Source organism: Pseudoalteromonas sp. US3C1013 (assembly GCF_048401115.1).
In the GTDB taxonomy this organism is placed as follows: Bacteria; Pseudomonadota; Gammaproteobacteria; order Enterobacterales; family Alteromonadaceae; genus Pseudoalteromonas; species Pseudoalteromonas undina.
On record NZ_CP183075.1, the window covers coordinates 2852398 to 2869985 of the forward strand.

Below are 17588 nucleotides of genomic sequence, written 5' to 3' on the forward strand. Positions count from 1 at the left end.
CAACTTAAACCCAATTATGCAAATGGGCTACGAAGTATCATCGTTTCAACACGATCAGGACCTGTAGAGATAATATCAACAGGTACGCCTGTGATTTCTTCAATACGTTTGATGTAATCAATTGCCGCTTTAGGTAAGCCTTCAAGCGATGTTACACCCACTGTATTTTCAGACCAGCCAGGCATTTCTTCGTATACTGGCGTTACTTTATCGTAACCTTCAGCTGCTAATGGCGTCACGTTAGTCACAGTACCATCTTCAAGCTTATAACCAGTACAGATTTTAAGTGTTTCTAAACCATCTAAAACGTCAAGTTTAGTTAAACAAAATCCTGAAATGCTGTTGATTTGAACTGCACGGCGCATAGCCACTGCATCTAACCAACCTGTACGACGTAAACGACCTGTAGTAGCACCAAACTCATGGCCTTTGTCACCTAAATGCTTACCGACTGGGTCTTGCTTATCAAGGCCGTCGTAAAGCTCTGTAGGGAAAGGACCTGAACCTACACGTGTTGTGTACGCTTTAATGATACCTAGCACATAATCAAGGTGTAATGGGCCAAAACCCGCACCTGTAGCAACGCCACCAGCGGTGGTGTTTGAAGATGTTACATAAGGGTAAGTACCATGATCGATATCAAGTAGTGTACCTTGAGCACCTTCAAATAAGATGTTGTCACCGGCGTTACGCGTTTGATCTAAAAGCTCAGTTACATCAACTACCATTGCTTTTAAAATATCAGCAACAGCCATTGCATCATCAAACGTTTTTTGGAAGTCAACAGCGTCTACTTTGTAGTAGTTAACTAATGTGAAGTTGTGGTATTCCAATACTTCTTTTAACTTAGTAGCAAATAATTCAGGATTGAATAAATCACCAACACGTAAACCACGACGTGCTACTTTATCTTCGTACGCTGGACCGATACCACGACCCGTTGTACCGATTGGTTTATCGCCACGCGCAGTTTCGCGAGCTACATCTAATGCAACATGGAAAGGCAATATTAGCGGACATGCTTCACTGATTAAAAGACGTTCACGTACAGGTACGCCACGCTCTTCAAGCATGCCAATTTCTTTCATTAGCGCTTCTGGTGATAAAACAACACCATTACCAATCACACATTTAACATTGTCACGTAATACACCCGATGGAATAAGGTGTAGAACTGTCTTTTCACCGTCGATCACTAAAGTATGGCCTGCGTTATGACCACCTTGATAACGAACTACTAAAGATGCTTTATCTGTAAGGAGGTCAACTACCTTACCCTTACCTTCGTCACCCCATTGGGTGCCTAGTACAACAACGTTTTTACCCATTGCAAATTCACTTAGAGAAAATTAGGACGAGATTTTACCAGAAAACTAAAGCAATGTTCACCCCGTTTAGCTTATTTTTTCCTCGTGCGGGTAGTAAACATCAGTGTTTCGTTAATAATCACATAAATAACAGTCATTTATAAACTTAAAATTCAGATAACAAAAAGCCCTGCAATTGCAGGGCTTTCAAGTTTAACTAAAGCTATGATTACTGAGCTTTCGCGCCTTTCATGTATTGGAAGAAGTCGCTATCCGGTGATAACACCATCACGTCTTGCTTGCCTTTGAAAGTTTGTTTGTAAGCTTCTAAAGAGCGGACAAAGCTAAAGAACTCAGGGTCTTTATTGTAAGCACTAGCGTAAATCGCAGCAGCGTCAGCATCACCTTGACCACGAACAGAACGAGCATTACGTTCGGCGTCGGCAAGCATTACTGTTACGCGACGGTCAACGCCTGCACGAATTGTTTCTGCTTTTTCCTGACCTTCAGAGCGGTGCTCTTTAGCAACTGCAGTACGCTCAGCGCGCATACGTTGATAAATAGAGCTACTCACCTCTTGTGGTAAGTTAATTTGCTTAACACGCACATCAAGTACTTCAATACCCAGCTCACTAGCACTTTCAGATGCTTGTACTAACGCTTCTTCCATCAGCTCGCTACGCTCACCAGATACAATTTCACGAATAGTACGCGTACCAAAGTTAGTACGTAGGCCATTATTTACTTTTTGCTTAAGCAGTGTTTCAGCGTATTGCTTGTCACCACGTGCACGCAGGTAGAAAGAGCTAAAATCGTTTACGCGCCATTTTACAAACGAATCAACGATTAAGTCTTTTTTCTCGCTAGTTACAAAGCGATCCGGTGTGCCATCTAGTGTTTGAATACGTGCATCAATACGACGTACTTGACTAAAAAATGGGACTTTTAAGTGTAGACCTGGGCCATAAACTACTGCCTCATCGTCGCTGTCTTTTTGCACTTTACTAAATAAAAGTACAATCGCTTTTTGACCTTCAGAGACCACGAACACCGACGAGAAAGACATCACAATGGCGGCTAATAGGATTACTAAACTAAAGTTTTTCATTGCTCTTATCTCCCGTCGTTAAAGCGATCATTGTTAAAGCGATCGTTACCACTATTAACAGTGCTGTTGCGTGACGTATTTACCTTGTTACGTAAATCGTTTATATCGCTTGAGCTAGGTAAAGCAATACGTGTTGATGAACCCTGTTTTTCCATGATTTTATCAAGTGGTAGGTACATCATGTTGTTGCCGCCTTTAACATCAACCAACACTTTAGAGCTATTACCTAACACTTCTTGCATCGTGTCTATGTATAAACGCTCACGTGTTACTTCTTTAGCTGCTTGGTATTCTGGAAGTAATTTCTCAAAACGGGCCACTTCACCTTGCGCTTCTAAAGTAATACGTTCTTGGTAACCTTCAGCTTCTTGCGTCATACGAGTCACTTGACCACGCGCACGCGGTTCAATTTCACGGGCATACGCTTCTGCTTCACGAATAAAGCGTTGCTCATCCTCTTGGGCCGCAATTGCATCATCAAACGCATCTTTAACTTCCATTGGTGGACGAGAGTCCTTGAAGTTAACGTCAGTTACGATTAAACCTAAGTTGTAAGGTTCGATGATTTGATTTAGCTCATCCCAAGTATTTTGACGTACAACTTCACGGCCGTTTGTCAGTACTTGGTCCATTTTTGAATGGCCAACAACATAACGCAGCGCACTATCTAATGCTTCTTCAAGGCTGCTGTCAGCGTTAGTGACACTAAACTTGTACAAGTAAGGGTCGATTACTCGATACTGTACTTCAAATTCAACGCTTACTACGTTTTCATCTTCGGTTAGCATAAAACCTGATGCTGATAACGAGCGAACAGCTTCGATATCGACTGGAATAACCGTTTCAACAAAGGTCATTTTCCAACGCAAGCCAGGATCTGCAATTCGGTCAAACTTACCAAATTGAAGAACGACGCCGCGCTCAGCTTCTTTCACCGTATAAATACCGCTTAACGCCCATACAATTGCAGCGATAATAAGTACAAATGAAATACCGGCTCCGCCAAGTCCACCGCCGCTACCATTGCCGGATTTTTTACCGCCAAATAAGCCGTTAAACTTGTTACTGAATTTGCGGAACACCTCGTCTAAATCAGGTGGGCCTTGATCACGTCCGCCTTTGTTATTCCACGGATCTTTGTCATTGCCATTATTACCCGGTTCATTCCAGGCCATAGCTATACTCCATTGTTATCTAAATAAATTCGGAAATTGTGTTAAATCTAACAAATCTTCTGCGTTTCTTATACTAAAACCGACATTAATCTTGCAGTTTTTAATCTCAGCTAATAAAACTTTCAATTTCAGGGCCAAAATCTTTAATTAAACGGTTCCACTCAATCACAGGCAATCGTACATCAAGCAACCAATTACCTTGTTCATCAAACCGCTCATTGTGTACTGCACTTAAATTAAATAGTGATGCTCTTAAACGCCCATATTGTGGTGCGAGTAATAACGTTTCATTAAGCATTTGCTTAGCGAGTAAATCGCTAATAGCTTCACTAAGTAATTCACAGCCTTCGCCAGTTTTTGCAGATAGCCATACCCTTATAGGTTGGCCCTCGTCATCACGATCAATACGTGGCGTTACCTCATCCAGCGCATCAATTTTATTATAAACTAATAACTGCGGTACCTCGTCGGCTTCAATTTCTTTGAGGACTTCTTGTACCTGTTCAATATTTTCTTTTCGGCGAGGGTCGGCTACATCTATCACATGCAGTTGTAAATCGGCTTCACGCGTCTCGGTCAGAGTTGCTTTAAATGCAGCCACCAAATCATGCGGTAAGTGTCGAATAAACCCTACAGTATCGGCTAAAATAACAGAACCAACATCACCAATATCGAGTTTACGCAGTGTTGGATCTAGTGTGGCGAATAACTGATCGGCTGCATATACATCTGAATCGGTAATATAATTAAACAGTGTTGATTTTCCGGCATTAGTGTAACCCACCAGCGACACTGTTGGAATTTCATTGCGCGTACGAGCACGTCGACCTTGTTCACGCTGTACAGCGACTTTAGCAAGTCGAGCACGAATATTTTTAATACGTGCACGCAATAAACGTCGATCGGTTTCTAGCTGAGTTTCACCCGGACCACGTAAGCCTATCCCCCCTTTTTGACGCTCAAGGTGGGTCCAACCACGAATTAAACGTGTAGACATGTGGCGAAGCTGAGCCAGCTCTACTTGGAGTTTACCTTCATGAGTTCGGGCACGCTGAGCAAAAATATCAAGAATAAGTGTTGTTCTATCAAGTACCCGACATTGACAAACACGCTCTAAATTGCGTTCTTGAGACGGGCTCAACTGATGGTTAAAAATGACAACATCGGCATTGTGGATTTTGACAATTTCAGCTATTTCTTCCGCTTTGCCGGTACCGACAAATAGTTTGGGATGTGGTGCTTGACGGCTGCCTTGCACAACCGCCAAACTACTAACACCAGCAGAAGATACCAACATTTCTAATTCATGAAGATCTTCGCGATCCCCATCTTTAGGTAAGTCGATATGGACTAAAATTGCCTGTTCGCCAGATTCATAGCGGTCAAACAAGCATTACGCTCCTAATTTAAAAGTTTCCTGGTTCAGTTTCTTCAGTGTCTTCATTTCCCTGTACACCTTGGAAGTTGACTGCGCGTGCAGGTACAACTGTTGAAATTGCATGTTTATACACCATTTGATTAACAGTGTTTTCCAGTAAAATTACAAATTGGTCAAATGACTGAATTTTACCTTGTAATTTTATGCCATTTACCAAAAAAATTGATACTGGAATGCGCTCGCGGCGTAATGCATTTAAAAATGGGTCTTGTAACGATTGGCCTTTTGCCATGTTATTATTCCTTCGTTCTAGGTGTTATTATAATTAAGTGGCTGAACTAATTTAATAAAGCTAAATTTTGTCCAGCTACTACTAGCTTAGCGAACTTACTACACGATGCAAGTTTTCTTCATCACCGGTTGTTAACCACGTAACGTCAGGCCAACTTCTTAACCACGTTAATTGACGCTTAGCCAATTGACGAGTGGCAGCAATACCGCGAAAAACCATTTCATCATGGTCTATTTCACCCGCAAGGTAATCCCACATCTGTCTATAACCTACACAACGAATAGAAGGCATATTGGGATGTAAATCCTCACGTAGATATAGGGTCGAAACTTCTTTTTCAAACCCCTGTTCAATCATTATTTTAAACCTTTCTGCAATTCGCTGATGTAACTCTTTACGATCATCTGGAGCAATAGCAAATTGATGAAAAGTATAAGGTAAAGGTGGCTGTTTTTGCTTTTGCAATTCAGTCATTGTTTTACCTGTTATACGGTAAACCTCTAAAGCGCGATTAATTCGTTGTGAATCATTTTCACTCATCTTTTTCGCAGCTTGTGGATCTACTTTTAATAGCTCTTGATATAAATGTGGCCAACCGTACTGTTTCGCCTGTACTTCAAGCTCAGCTCTTATCTGCTCATCAGCCTCTGGTAGAGGGGATAACCCATCAATAAGGGCTTTAAAGTACATCATTGTACCTCCAACCAGTACAGGCACTTTACCTTGTTGATGAAATTTATCAATTTTTTCTATCGCATCGCGTCTAAAATCAGCTACTGAATAGGTTTCGCTTGGGTCGAGTAAATCAATTAGGTGATGGGGTGCACGTGCTAGTTCGTCGGCATCCGGTTTAGCGGTACCAATATCCATACCTTTATAAACCAGTGCCGAATCAACACTGATAATTTCAGTATTTAAATGCTCACACAGTGAAATTGCCAATGCTGTTTTACCAGCAGCGGTGGGGCCCATTAAAAATATGACCGGTAAATTACTCAACACGAATACCCTAATTAAATTGCGCTAGATAAGACTTTAGATCTATTTTAACTGCTTTTTCACGTAAACGTTCAATTGTTTGCGCATTATTTTGTAAGCGAGTTTGCTGTACTGCAAAGGCTTTACTGGCATAGAACCGTGTAGGTATTACATTTACCTGCCACGCTAGCCACTGATCAATACTTTCTAACTGAGCTTTACACCCATCAAGTAAGGCATCTACCGCGGTACTCACGTCAAGTAAGTACAAGCAAACAGGCAACTTCTTAACCATAACAAATTGTTTTTCAATTAAAAGTTCAAAGCCAAGCAAAGTAAACCATGATTGTTGCGTAGCCAGCAGTTCGATATCTTGTTTTGAGACATTGACCCGTACGGGTAATAACAATGCTTTGCCCTCAAGGCTGCCTTGCTCTTTAATTTGTGCAAGCCAATCATCCGCTAGCGCATATTTAAAGTGTGAACAATAAAGTTGGTTTTCATCATTAAACACACAAGCGCCCTGTTCAATGGTTATTATATCGACAGTACGAAGCGCTGTATCTGATACTTGAGTCTCATCTGATTGCACAAATGGTGCTGGATTATCAAAGTGATGTGCTTGCTGCTCACTCACTCCTTGATAAAACGCATTTACGTCATGGTAATTTCGACTTTCGGCACGTTGTTGATTACCTGTACCTTGAGTTGCACCACTATAAGTTGTGCTATGCGCTAAAGATGACCGACTAGGCTGTAATGACGACTTAGGGTAATCAAACGGTTCACTACTGGTAGTAGTGTGTGCATTAAATGCAGCCACCGGTGGGCTATTATCATTAGCTTCACTGGAGTTTGAAAACTCAGCTTGCAGGGGCACAACAACTTGTTTTATCGCTTGCAAAATAAAGTCGTGTACTAAGCGCCCTTGATGAAAGCGCACCTCATGTTTAGCAGGATGAACGTTTACATCCACTTGACGTGGATCTATATCAATATAAATCACAAACCCGGGTAACTCTTGCTCACCGCTGACTTCTTCAAATGCTTGGCGAATAGCATGCAAAATTAGTTTATCGCGCATCATACGATTATTTACATAGGTGTACTGTGTAGTATTAGCCGAGCCAACCGGGAGCACCCAACCATGTAGTTGCAGCCCTGCTTCACCTGATTGAATATGCAGTCCTTGCTCTGCAAACGCTTTACCCGCCACTTGGGCAACTCGTGTAATCGCTTGAGCAGGTTCGGTTTTAGGACGATACTGACGCACCACTTTTTCGTTATGGGTTAACGTAATTGATACGTCAAAGCGACTCAGTGCAATCCGCTTTATAAGCTCATCAATATGGCTAAACTCAGTTTTTTCGGTACGTAAAAACTTACGCCGTGCTGGGGTATTAAAAAATAAGTCTTTTACTTCAATTGTAGTACCGCTGGGATGTGCCACAGGCTTTACCTCCACGGCCATATCTCGACCTTGTGCAAAGGCTTGCCAAGCGGCTTCTTGCTGTTCGGGCTTTGAGCTTAAGGTTAAGCGAGATACCGAGCTAATAGACGCGAGAGCTTCGCCTCTAAAACCTAAAGAGCAAATATTTTCTAAGTCATCGAGCGACTTTAGTTTACTGGTAGCATGGCGAGAAAGCGCTAATGTGAGCTCCTCTTTTGCAATGCCTGAACCATTATCACGAATTCGAATCAGCTTATGACCACCGCGTTCAATATCTATTTGAATACGTGTCGCACCTGCATCTAGGCTATTTTCTACTAACTCTTTAACCACCGACGCGGGACGCTCAACAACTTCACCCGCCGCAATTTGGTTTGCCAAGCGCGCAGGTAATATTTCAATACTCATAAAAACCTTAAATGTTGTGCGCTTTTAAAATTAACTCTGAGGAATATCAAGTTCCTGGCCAATAAATAGCGTATTTGAACTGAGCTTATTAACCTGTTTTATTTTACTAATACTAACGCCATATCGACCAGCCAACATACTCAGTGATTCCCCCGGACGTACCTTGTGCTTTGTCGGGTATTGAGATTTTAATGACGCAAACAGTGAGTCGTCAGGCGGGTTGCGTAAATAGTAATTTTTAATTGAGGTAAACATCGCTTTCGCCAAACGCTCTTGGTGATTGGCGCTTTTTAGTAGTCGTTCTTCACGAGGATTAGAGATAAACCCAGTTTCAACTAAAATAGACGGAATATCTGGCGACTTCAATACTGCAAGGCTGGCATGTTGCGGTGCCTTTTTGTGCATTTTTGCTACTTTTTTTAATTCTTTTATCACTTCATCTGCAACACTTAGCCCTGTTTTCATGGAATGATCCATCGACATATCAAGCAAGGCTTGTGCTAAGTACTTTTCATTTGCAGCATCTTTAATTACATCGGCAGCACCGCCAAGTAACTCTGAGTGTTTTTCTTTATCCTCAATCCATTTACCAATTTCCGAATTGGCACGTCGCAGCGACAACACCCATACAGAAGCACCATTGGGTCCCGGACTGGTAAACGCATCTGCATGAATAGAGACAAAAAAATCGGCTTTTTTCTGGCGAGCGCGATTAGTTCGTGTATTAAGTTTAACAAAGTAATCGCCACTGCGAACCATACGCGAAATCATGCCTCGCTCAGCATCAATCATGCGCTCTAAACGCTTGGCAATCTGCAAAGTGATGTCTTTTTCGTAAGTACCTGATGGGCCAATGGAACCTGGGTCTTCACCACCATGGCCTGCATCAATGGCAATAACAATGTCGCGTTCTTGGCTTAACTGGCGTTTTTTAGCTGCCGTTTGTGCCGGACTGACCGCCCCTTGAGATTGACTCTTGTCGTATAAGTCGACCACTAACCTGTTTTTATAAGGCCCCGTAGGTGCCAATGCAAATACCACAGGCTTGACCGGTCCGCTTAATTCAAACACTAAACGCACGCTGTGTTTATTTTTAGGTTTTGAGTAGCGTAACTTACTAACTATTTGGTGCTTTGATGGCACACCTGGCAATGTTTTCAACTCATCCGTATTTTCTAAATCAACCACTAAACGACTTGGGTTTTTTAACATAAAGTAACTAAAGTCGGGTTTATCGTCGAGATCAAACACCACCCGTGTGCTATCAGGTGATGGCCAGACACGCACACTATTAATAGTGTTTTGCGCCCACAATGGCAAGCTCACTGTAAAAACCATGAGGTAAATAAAAAGTTTAACTAAACCACGACTCATTTTGATAATCACTGCCTTAACTATTTTATTATCTATTATTTAGTTTTTTGACAATTGCTACACCACGCTCACTCGCACTGTTAATAACAATTTTACGCTCATCACCTACATAACTTAGCGTAGCATTTAGATCGGGAACAGGAATAAATTCTCCGCCTTTTTCCGGCCACTCAACTATACAAGTTGCCGTTTCTGAAAAATAATCGCGAATCCCCATAAATTCAAGCTCTTCTGGGTCACCTAATCGATATAAGTCAAAATGATAAACATTGCCACGTACAAGCTCGTAGGGTTCAACAAGTGTATAAGTGGGACTTTTAACCTTACCTGTATGACCAAAACCTTGCACTATACCGCGAGTAAATGTCGTTTTACCGGCCCCTAAGTCACCATGCAAATAAATAACTGCGCCCTGCTCTATTATGGCAGCTAATTTATTACCCATAGCAACAGTGGCATTTTCATCGACTAAATGAAAATTAAAACTACACGACATGATTACCTCAAAATTTACGAAAAGCGCATATTTGTTAATCATACCAGATTATTTATTTAAGGTGATACTGCCTCTTTTTTAAAGATAAAAAAACCGGCTTAAGCCGGTTTTTAATTAGCATGGACTTTACAGTCCTAATTTCTTCTCAAGGTAGTGGATATTTGTACCACCATTTTTGAAGTTTTCATCTGCAAGAATACGTTTATGCAGTGGCGTATTGGTTTTAATACCATCGATAACGAGTTCATTAAGCGCATTACGTGCTCGGGCGATAGCGACATCACGGTTTTCACCGTAAGTGATCAGCTTACCAATCATAGAATCGTAATGTGGAGGAACGGTGTAGTCAGCGTAAATATGACTGTCCCAACGAATACCTAAACCACCAGCTGGGTGAAAACGGGTGATCTTACCTGGCGATGGAATAAAGGTTTCTGGGTCTTCAGCATTAATACGACACTCAATAGCATGACCACGAATAACCACATCTTCTTGAGTGAATGACAAAGGCTGACCAGCGGCAATTTTTAACTGCTCTTTGATTAAATCAACACCGGTAACCATTTCAGTTACAGGGTGCTCAACCTGAATACGGGTATTCATTTCAATGAAGTAAAATTCACCGTTCTCGTATAAAAACTCAAACGTACCCGCACCACGATAACCAATTTCAATACATGCGCGAGTACAACGCTCACCTATGAACTTACGTACTTCTGCAGTAATCCCTGGTGCTGGTGCTTCTTCAACTACTTTTTGGTGACGACGCTGCATTGAACAATCACGCTCACCTAAGTGAACCGCATTGCCTTGACCGTCGGCCAATACTTGTACTTCGATGTGACGTGGGTTTTCAAGGAATTTCTCCATGTAAACCATGCTGTTGCCAAAGAACTGCTTTGCTTCTTGTTGCGTAAGCGAAATTGAATTGATTAACTCAGCTTCGTTGCGAACAACACGCATACCGCGGCCACCGCCGCCGCCAGCTGCTTTAATAATTACTGGGTAACCAATACGCTTAGCAATTTGCATGTTGCGTTCTTTATCATCCGATACCGGACCATCAGAGCCAGGTACACAAGGAACACCCGCTTTACGCATCGCTTCGATTGCCGATACTTTATCGCCCATTAGACGAATAGTATCGCCACGAGGACCGATAAATACAAAGCCACTTTGCTCAACTTGGTCGGCAAAGTCTGCATTTTCAGCAAGAAAACCATAACCTGGGTGGATAGCGACTGCATCAGTAATTTCTGCTGCGGCAATAATGCGTGGAATGTCTAAGTAACTTTCAGTTGCTGCTGGTTTACCAATACAGATGGTTTCATCTGCTAGTAATACGTGCTTAAGATCGCGATCCGCCGTTGAATGCACAGCAACCGTTTTGATCCCAAGCTCTTTGCAGGCGCGCAATATACGAAGTGCAATTTCACCTCGGTTTGCAATGACTACTTTATCTAACATGAGAGTTGGCCTTTTACGTTGCGCTATTATTCAATGATGAATAAAGGTTGATCAAATTCTACTGGCTCGCCGTTTTCTACTAAGATAGCTTTTACTGTACCGGCTTTATCTGACTCAATTTGGTTCATCATTTTCATTGCTTCAACGATACATAACGTGTCGCCAACTTTAACCTGAGAGCCCACTTCAACATATGCTGGTGCTTCTGGAGAAGCTGCTGCATAAAAAGAACCTACCATAGGTGATTTAACTTGATGGCCTGTAGGACCTGCAGGTGCTTCAGACTCTACGGCTGCAGGTGCTGATGGTGCAGCCGCGGCTGGAGCAGGTGCTGCTGGGGCGTATTGCTGAGGTGCGAATTGCGCATACGCAGGACCGGCACTCATGTTATTACGGTTAATACGTACTGATTCTTCACCTTCAGTGATTTCTAGTTCTGCAATACCTGATTCTTCTACTAATTCAATTAGTTTTTTGATCTTGCGAATATCCATAAACGGCCCGCCTATTAGTTTGTTAGTTTAAATTTAGTTTGAGTTTTGCAATCGGCTGACTGCTGCATTTAAAGCAGCGTGATAACCCATTGCACCTAATCCACAAATAACGCCTTGCGCCACATCAGAAAAATAAGAATGATGGCGAAACGTTTCACGTGCATGCACATTACTTAAGTGCACTTCAAAAAACGGAATATCAACGCTTAGCAATGCATCACGTAATGCGACGCTTGTGTGCGTAAATGCTGCAGGGTTAATTATTATGTAATCAACCGTTTGCCAAGCATCATGAATGCGTTCAATGAGCGCTTGTTCACTATTACTTTGAAAATGCGTTAACTCCACACCTAAACTATTAGCAGCGCTGTTTAACTCGCTCACAATATGCTCTAAAGAATGCGAACCGTACTTATCAGGTTCACGCTTTCCTAGCATGTTTAAATTTGGGCCATTTATAACTAAAATCTTTAATTTTGCAGCCATAATACGCGATATATCCTATAAGTAATGAGTTAAGCGGTTACTAACTAGTTTTTCTCTAAAAAGTAAGCAGAAAAAAGTAAGATAGCAACAATTTCTCACGTTAACCAACTATTATAGTGATTTCGAAGTAAATAGCAGCAAAATACTGGTCTAATCTCTATTTCGGGGACTATCTTAAGGGGAGAATAGTGGCACAACATTACCAATCATGTTGTGCCATAAAGAATGGTTATTCAGCGCTGGCACGCACTGCAGCTAGGTGCTTAGCAAAATCATCTGCATTTAAAAAGCCAGTTACACGTTGTGTACTTAACTCTTCACCTTGAGTATTGAAGAATAAAATACTCGGTAAACCAAACACTGAATATGCTTCCATTAGCTCAATTGTTTCATTATCGCTTTGGGTTAAGTCAATTTGAATCAGTTGATAATGACTAAACTCACTTTGCACTTGCGGGTCAGGAAATGTGTAATGCTCAAACTCTTTACACGCTACACACCAGTCAGCGTATAAGTCCACCATTACCATACGACCCTCACTATTTGCTTGTGAAACTGCTTGCTTCAACTCGGCTAAGTTAGCAACGTGCTTAAACTCATTGCTTTGCGTGGTTGTTTGCAAGCTCACGTTTTGTGTTGGCCAAAAATAATTTTTGGTTAAATTAAAGCCCGTAAGCACTAATAAAACAGCAATAACCCACAATAAGGTTTTTAATTTACCTTGTGCTTGGGCGCTTTGCCAATGATGAAAATAAAGCGCTGTGGCGATAGCTAATAGACCTGCTAATAGTAAAATTATCTCGATATCGATAATTCGCTCTAACAAAATAAGTGGCACAACTAACATAATAAAACCAAATAAGGTTTTAACTTGTTCCATCCATCCGCCAGCTTTCGGTAATAACTTACCTCCCGATGTACCAAGGAGTAACAACGGTAAACCCATTCCTAGGCTAAGTACATAAAGCGTTAGTCCACCCACTAAGTAATCGCCGCTTTGTGCCACAAATAATAATGCGGCTGATAAAGGCGCAGTGGTACAAGGTGATGCAATAAGCCCTGATAAAACCCCCATCAGGAATACCCCAATGTAGTTACCGCCTTTTTGATTGTTACTCACTTGGGTTAGCTTGTTCATCATGCCGCTGGGTAACTTTATTTCGTACCAACCGAACATCGACATAGCCAACAACACAAACAATAAGCTAAAACTTATCAATACATATGGGTGCTGTAAGTAACCTTGTACTTGTCCGCCTAATGCAGCAACCACTAACCCCAATGCGGCATAGGTAACCGCCATACCTTGAATATAAACAAATGATAGGGCAAATGCTTTTTTGGTAGACAGGTTCTTTTGCCCTGCAATTAAGCTAGATAAAATAGGAAACATCGGAAATACACAAGGTGTAAATGCCAAACCTACGCCCACAGCAAAAAATATAGCTAAATTAACCATTAAGCTTTGGCTGGCTAACTGCTCTGTATAGGTGAGCTCTTTCTCGGGTGTTGCTGTAGTAACAGGTTTTTCTACAGGTTGGCTAAGTGCCGCAAATGCACTACTTGCTGCTGTATTTTCATTAGTATTAGTTTCACTTGCCAGTACACTTAATGGAATGCTGATGATTTCAGGTGGATAACACAGCCCTGCTTTTGCGCAGCCTTGATAGCGCACCTTAACAACGCCATCTTCACTGATATTACTCAACTTGCTAATAACGCTGATAGAATTAAAAAACACCTCAGTTTTGCCAAAAAACTCATCTTCAATTATTTCACCAGAGCCCAACTCAGGCACATCAATGCTGGCACCTTTGGCAATAATTTCTATTTTGTCTTTATATAAGTAATAGTCATCAGCGATATCCCAACCAACAAATAACGTACTTCCTTGCTGGTCAAAATCAAATACAAACGCTTCATTGACCGGTAAAAATGTGTGCTGAGTAGGTTTGAGAAAATCCTCAAGGGTATTTTGTGTTGCCCAAGCAGGCGCCATTAAAACGCCTAATAAAAAAAATAAAATAAAGCGCATTAATGAAGCACCTCATCCATCCAATTAAAGTAAGCCAAGTTACCCGTTGCCACATCAACAACTTGTATTTCTGGTACTTCGTAGCTGTGAAGATCTTTTAAGGTTAAAAATACATCGTTCATTTTGTCAGCCTTAGTTTTAATTAGTAGCTTTACTTCAGTTGCCTCGGCTACTTCACCTTCCCATATGTAAATAGAACTCATGGCCGGTAAAATATTTACACAAGCGGCTAGTTTCTTTTCTATTAGAGCCATAGCCAATAAACGGGCTTCATCGTTATCTTTGCAAGTGGTAAAAATAAGTTTAAATTGCGTTGTCATAGTGAACCTTTACTTGTTTACGGGGGTCTAGCCCCATAGTAGCTGATAGCGGGTGTAATGTGTAGACACGAACTCTGTCTACATTTTGGGTCTTTGCAGTAAATTGATTTAGACCCGCCACCTGCAACTTTACTTACATTAAAGTCTATTACTTACTCTTATTAGCTTGAAAATAGACCCGACAACCCTCACTTATATTTCATTAGCACCTTAATAAGTGTCATTTTTTTAGAGAGTCTTATGTTTAGAATTTTATTTTTGCTGTTTATCATCATCCCAATTATTGAAATTGCCTTACTAATTCAGGTTAGTGACGTGATAGGTGGCTTCGCAACAATTGCTTTAGTGGTACTAACCGCGATTGTGGGTGCGAAAATGGTGAAACAGCAAGGAATGGGCGCACTACAAAACGTACAAGTGCAAATGGCTCAAGGGCAAATGCCGGCTAAAGAGTTGTTTACGGGTATTTGTGTGATTATTGCTGGCGTACTTTTACTAACACCCGGCATTATGACGGATGTATTTGGCCTACTGCTTCTTACTCCAGCTATTCGCAATAAATTAGCCGCAGGGCTTGCCAGCCAAGCAACGGTGAGAATGAGCGCTAGTATGCATCAAACAGGTACTTCAGGATTTTCACAACCTCATCAATCAATGCATCATGAGCAAGATGAAAACCGTCCCAATACTATAGATGGTGAATACGAGCGAAAAGATTAAAAATTTATCATTTTTTCTCTTGGAATTTTTCACTCTACCCCCATTAATGAAAGCAAATTAGATACACTTTTTTCTGTACTGTTCAGAAACTGTTAGGAGAACTAAAAACATGAACATTCGTCCTTTACAAGATCGCGTAATCATCAAGCGTCTAGAAGAAGAAACCAAGTCTGCTGGCGGTATTGTATTAACTGGCTCTGCAGCTGAAAAATCAACTCGTGGAGAAGTTGTTGCCGTAGGTAATGGTCGCGTTTTAGAAAACGGTGACGTTCGCGCGTTAGAAGTGAAAGCCGGTGACACTGTGTTATTTGGCTCATATGTTGAAAAAACTGAAAAGATCGAAGGTCAAGAATACCTGATCATGCGTGAAGATAATATTTTAGGCATTGTAGGCTAAACCTACTTTTCGTTTAACACACATTTTAAGAATTTAGAGGAAATTAAACATGGCAGCAAAAGAAGTACTGTTTGCAGGCGACGCACGTGCAAAAATGCTAACTGGCGTAAACATTTTAGCAAACGCAGTAAAAGTAACATTGGGCCCTAAAGGTCGTAACGTTGTACTAGACAAATCATTTGGCTCCCCAGTAATCACTAAAGATGGTGTATCTGTAGCTAAAGAAATCGAACTTGAAGACAAGTTTGAAAACATGGGCGCACAAATGGTTAAAGAAGTAGCGTCTAAAGCAAATGATGCTGCTGGTGACGGTACCACTACCGCAACCGTGCTTGCTCAATCTATTGTTAACGAAGGTCTTAAAGCGGTTGCTGCGGGTATGAACCCAATGGATCTTAAGCGCGGTATTGATAAAGCAATCATTGCTGCAACAGCAGAACTTAAAGCTCTTTCTGTTCCATGTGCTGATACTAAAGCAATTGCACAAGTAGGTACTATTTCAGCTAACTCTGATAAAGAGATTGGTGAAATCATTGCTGATGCAATGGAAAAAGTAGGCCGTAATACTGGTGTTATCACGGTTGAAGAAGGTCAATCACTTGAAAACGAACTAGATGTTGTAGAAGGCATGCAGTTTGACCGTGGTTACTTATCTCCATACTTCATCAACAACGCTGAAAAAGGCGCAGTTGAACTAGATAACCCATTTATCTTACTTGTAGATAAAAAAATATCTAACATCCGTGAATTATTACCAACATTAGAAGCGGTTGCAAAAGCAAGCAAGCCTCTACTAATCATCGCAGAAGACCTTGAAGGTGAAGCGTTAGCGACACTAGTAGTTAATAACATGCGTGGTATTGTAAAAGTATCAGCGGTTAAAGCACCTGGCTTTGGCGATCGTCGTAAAGCAATGCTACAAGATATCGCGGTTTTAACTGGCGGTACTGTGATTTCTGAAGAAATCGGCCTTGAACTTGAAAAAGCAACAGTTGAAGACTTGGGTACAGCTAAACGTGTAGTAATCACTAAAGATGACACAACAATCATTGATGGTGCTGGTGAAGAAGACGGCATTAACGGCCGTGTTGCACAAATCAAAGCACAAATTGAAGAAGCGACTTCAGACTACGACAAAGAAAAACTACAAGAGCGCATGGCTAAGTTAGCTGGCGGTGTTGCAGTAATCAAAGTAGGTGCCGCTACTGAAATTGAAATGAAAGAGAAAAAAGATCGTGTTGAAGATGCATTACATGCAACTCGCGCAGCGGTTGAAGAAGGCGTAGTACCAGGTGGTGGTGTTGCATTAGTTCGTGCTGCTAGCAAGCTAGTTGAGCTACTTGGCGACAACGAAGATCAAAACCACGGTATTAAAGTGGCACTTCGTGCGATGGAAGCACCACTTCGTCAAATCGTTACAAACGCAGGCGACGAAGCATCAGTTGTTATTAACGCAGTTAAAGGCGGCGAAGGTAACTACGGGTACAATGCAGCCACTGGCGAATACAACGACATGATTGAAATGGGTATCCTAGATCCAACGAAAGTAACGCGCTCTGCATTACAATTTGCAGGATCGATTGCTGGTCTAATGATCACTACAGAGGCTATGGTTGCTGAAATTCCTAAAGAAGAAGCAGCTGGTGCACCTGATATGGGTGGCATGGGCGGCATGGGTGGAATGGGCGGCATGATGTAATCAT

The 17588-nt window shown here is 41.6% G+C and carries 17 protein-coding genes; 3 read left to right on the plus strand and 14 right to left on the minus strand.

The features are described 5' to 3' along the window. Window positions 1-14 precede the first annotated feature (14 nt). The 14 genes from ACNSN2_RS13310 to cutA form a co-directional block, all read right to left on the minus strand. Window positions 15-1328, minus strand: coding sequence for an adenylosuccinate synthase (locus tag ACNSN2_RS13310; protein ID WP_010391689.1), 1314 nt, complete (start codon window positions 1326-1328; stop codon window positions 15-17). Window positions 1329-1536: 208 nt separating this feature from the next. Continuing rightward, complete coding sequence (hflC, locus tag ACNSN2_RS13315) at window positions 1537-2415, minus strand: protease modulator HflC (RefSeq protein WP_010391687.1); 879 nt, start codon at window positions 2413-2415, stop codon at window positions 1537-1539. Window positions 2416-2420: 5 nt separating this feature from the next. After that, window positions 2421-3590: an FtsH protease activity modulator HflK gene (gene hflK, locus ACNSN2_RS13320; RefSeq protein WP_010391686.1), complete on the minus strand. Its 1170-nt coding sequence runs from the start codon at window positions 3588-3590 to the stop codon at window positions 2421-2423. Window positions 3591-3696: 106 nt separating this feature from the next. After that, complete coding sequence (gene hflX, locus ACNSN2_RS13325; RefSeq protein ID WP_193049334.1) at window positions 3697-4980, minus strand: ribosome rescue GTPase HflX; 1284 nt, start codon at window positions 4978-4980, stop codon at window positions 3697-3699. 16 nt (window positions 4981-4996) lie between these two features. After that, entirely contained in the window at window positions 4997-5260 is a 264-nt protein-coding gene (hfq, locus tag ACNSN2_RS13330; RefSeq protein WP_008113494.1) for an RNA chaperone Hfq, read from the minus strand. An 81-nt stretch (window positions 5261-5341) separates the two neighbouring features. Continuing rightward, a complete protein-coding gene (gene miaA, locus ACNSN2_RS13335) occupies window positions 5342-6259 on the minus strand; it encodes a tRNA (adenosine(37)-N6)-dimethylallyltransferase MiaA (protein WP_054202670.1) in 918 nt (305 codons plus the stop codon). A gap of 10 nt (window positions 6260-6269) precedes the next feature. After that, entirely contained in the window at window positions 6270-8096 is a 1827-nt protein-coding gene (gene mutL / locus ACNSN2_RS13340; RefSeq protein ID WP_418607708.1) for a DNA mismatch repair endonuclease MutL, read from the minus strand. A gap of 30 nt (window positions 8097-8126) precedes the next feature. Next, window positions 8127-9470, minus strand: a complete 1344-nt coding sequence (locus ACNSN2_RS13345) for an N-acetylmuramoyl-L-alanine amidase (RefSeq protein WP_418607709.1) — start codon at window positions 9468-9470, stop codon at window positions 8127-8129. 28 nt (window positions 9471-9498) lie between these two features. Then, window positions 9499-9966 (minus strand): tRNA (adenosine(37)-N6)-threonylcarbamoyltransferase complex ATPase subunit type 1 TsaE, encoded by a 468-nt coding sequence (gene tsaE / locus ACNSN2_RS13350; RefSeq protein WP_021033095.1) that lies wholly within the window; start codon window positions 9964-9966, stop codon window positions 9499-9501. A 126-nt stretch (window positions 9967-10092) separates the two neighbouring features. Then, on the minus strand, window positions 10093-11433 hold the full coding sequence (gene accC / locus ACNSN2_RS13355; RefSeq protein WP_010391679.1) for an acetyl-CoA carboxylase biotin carboxylase subunit: 1341 nt from the start codon (window positions 11431-11433) through the stop codon (window positions 10093-10095). Window positions 11434-11459: 26 nt separating this feature from the next. After that, the gene (gene accB, locus ACNSN2_RS13360; RefSeq protein WP_054202660.1) at window positions 11460-11927 is read right to left on the minus strand and encodes an acetyl-CoA carboxylase biotin carboxyl carrier protein; all 468 of its coding nucleotides are present in this window, start codon (window positions 11925-11927) and stop codon (window positions 11460-11462) included. 33 nt (window positions 11928-11960) lie between these two features. Beyond that, the gene (aroQ, locus tag ACNSN2_RS13365) at window positions 11961-12413 is read right to left on the minus strand and encodes a type II 3-dehydroquinate dehydratase (RefSeq protein ID WP_418607711.1); all 453 of its coding nucleotides are present in this window, start codon (window positions 12411-12413) and stop codon (window positions 11961-11963) included. Window positions 12414-12642: 229 nt separating this feature from the next. Continuing rightward, window positions 12643-14448 carry a protein-disulfide reductase DsbD gene (locus ACNSN2_RS13370; protein WP_418607713.1) on the minus strand — a complete coding sequence of 602 codons (1806 nt, stop codon included), beginning with the start codon at window positions 14446-14448 and terminating at the stop codon, window positions 12643-12645. Continuing rightward, a complete protein-coding gene (gene cutA / locus ACNSN2_RS13375) occupies window positions 14448-14768 on the minus strand; it encodes a divalent-cation tolerance protein CutA (protein ID WP_010391672.1) in 321 nt (106 codons plus the stop codon). The genes ACNSN2_RS13370 and cutA overlap by 1 nt, the downstream gene beginning before the upstream one ends. 240 nt (window positions 14769-15008) lie before the next feature. Here cutA and ACNSN2_RS13380 point away from each other — a divergent pair, with 240 nt between their 5' ends. From ACNSN2_RS13380 to groL, 3 genes are all read left to right on the plus strand, one after another. Then, window positions 15009-15488 (plus strand): FxsA family protein, encoded by a 480-nt coding sequence (locus ACNSN2_RS13380; protein ID WP_010391671.1) that lies wholly within the window; start codon window positions 15009-15011, stop codon window positions 15486-15488. A gap of 109 nt (window positions 15489-15597) precedes the next feature. Further along, window positions 15598-15885, plus strand: coding sequence for a co-chaperone GroES (locus tag ACNSN2_RS13385; protein WP_008113511.1), 288 nt, complete (start codon window positions 15598-15600; stop codon window positions 15883-15885). 49 nt (window positions 15886-15934) lie between these two features. Next, a complete protein-coding gene (groL, locus tag ACNSN2_RS13390) occupies window positions 15935-17584 on the plus strand; it encodes a chaperonin GroEL (RefSeq protein ID WP_418607715.1) in 1650 nt (549 codons plus the stop codon). Window positions 17585-17588 lie beyond the last annotated feature (4 nt).